This is a genomic window from Sphingobium cupriresistens (assembly GCF_004152865.1).
GTDB classification, from domain to species: Bacteria; Pseudomonadota; Alphaproteobacteria; order Sphingomonadales; family Sphingomonadaceae; genus Sphingobium; species Sphingobium cupriresistens.
On the sequence record NZ_SEOO01000111.1, the window covers coordinates 1 to 1,564 of the forward strand.

The following is a 1,564-nucleotide window of genomic DNA, read 5'->3' on the forward strand; positions in this document are numbered from 1 at the left end:
TTCCACGCTGTAGATCCCCACACCTCCCTGACTCGGCAGAAAGGCTTCAAGGTGGACGACTTTTACGCCGCCCGCAGCAGGACTATCCCGCCGCTACCGTGGTCGAATATTGCTCCGCCGTTCTCAACAAATGCAGCGGATGGAAAAACGAACCGAATTTCCACGAGAAGCGCTGGACGCATTACGCCCTCATGGAGCAGATCAGCGCGAATACGACGCGCCGATCGGAACTATCTGGGGGAAAGTGTTCGATCACCTTCCCGCGCCACTGAAGTCTAGACTTGTTGATTGGGCAAGCGCTCGGCCGCGCATCGCAGAAAACTTTGCCAACTACATTAAGGCCGGATTTCTCTTCGCCAGCCCCGTCATCGTCGAACTCTACGGCTGGTATGTGACATTCGAGCGTGGGCTTGCTGACGATGAAAAGCACGCCAATGTGCAACGACGTTACCGGAAATTCCTGGATTTTGCAGACCTGCAAATTCCGAACTCCCTGTTGCTAAAGTACTTTAGTTCAGCCATCGCAACCTTCGAGCAGCTTTGCACTAAGATCATCGATCACGAAGTCGATGCTTGGGACAAGGGATGGCGAACACTCACTACGCTATCCAGCCCGGCATGGTATGCAAGCGGAGAGTCCAGCCATCGGCAACACTTGATCCTGGGCTTCAACAGCCCCTTCTATCCAAACACACTGATTGCGACCTCAGTCTTCCAGGAGGGGGTAAATCTGCATCTGCAGTGCAGGAAGGTTCATCATTACGGTATTGCTTGGACACCGGGCGATAATGAGCAGCGCGTGGGCCGCATCGACCGCCTCTTTGGCAAGGTGAACAGCCTCTTGCAGAGGCAGGGTCCCGACATGAGCGCTCTGGAAATCAACTATCCCTATCTCAAGGATAGTTTCGACGAAGATCAGGTTGGTTCGTTCATCGAACGAAAATATGCAGTGGAAGACAAGATGGACCGATGCACGCAAGGTGACTTCGACAGGGAAATCCGCCTGAACCGATCTGGCTGGGAAGTCTTTTTGAGAACTCCTGTGCCGGACGCAGTATTGTCCGACCCCTACCCTGCTTCGTTCGGCCGAGACTGACCATAGGGCGACAAGCGCGGGATCATACCGTTCTCACAAGCATGAGAAGCTCCTTGAACTCCTCATTGTCGCTTGCCCCTTTCCAGAAGTTTATGAAGCGGCACACGATTTGGATATTTCCTCGGACGTAGTGCCCGTTGCTGTCAATCCTGTCTGGAGACGGCAAGAGATTGCTGTCGGCATCAGGGCCATGAAAATGAAAGGGAATGCCGGTCAGCGCGCAGCGGTTTCCCTGCAAATCAAGCAGCTCTGCAAGAAGATCTTCGAGCTCTTGGCCGGAAAGTCCAGACTCCTTGTGCTTCAACCGGCGTTCGACGATCTGGCCGTTCGATCTTCTGACCGTCTGTCAACGGCGGAGCAAAAGTCGGCCATTCGGCGGCGTAAAACCAGGCCATCGTGTTACATGCCGGGGGGAGTGGCGTGAGGGCGTAGCCCGAGGGCCACTCCCCCCGGCATTGGTGTAATTTT

2 protein-coding genes are annotated in these 1,564 nt (G+C 54.7%); one reads left to right on the forward strand and one right to left on the reverse strand.

From position 1 onward, the window contains the following. Positions 1-139 precede the first annotated feature (139 nt). Entirely contained in the window at positions 140-1,096 is a 957-nt protein-coding gene (locus tag EWH12_RS21805) for a helicase-related protein (protein ID WP_242496179.1), read from the forward strand. Positions 1,097-1,118: 22 nt separating this feature from the next. Here the strand turns inward: EWH12_RS21805 and EWH12_RS21810 are convergent, their stop codons facing one another. Then, complete coding sequence (locus EWH12_RS21810; protein WP_129927810.1) at positions 1,119-1,400, reverse strand: hypothetical protein; 282 nt, start codon at positions 1,398-1,400, stop codon at positions 1,119-1,121. Positions 1,401-1,564 lie beyond the last annotated feature (164 nt).

Bases quoted from the DNA above. Each gene is read 5' to 3' on its own strand.
- EWH12_RS21805 (WP_242496179.1), top strand. From the start codon at position 140: ATGGAAAAACGAACCGAATTTCCACGAGAAGCGCTGGACGCATTACGC.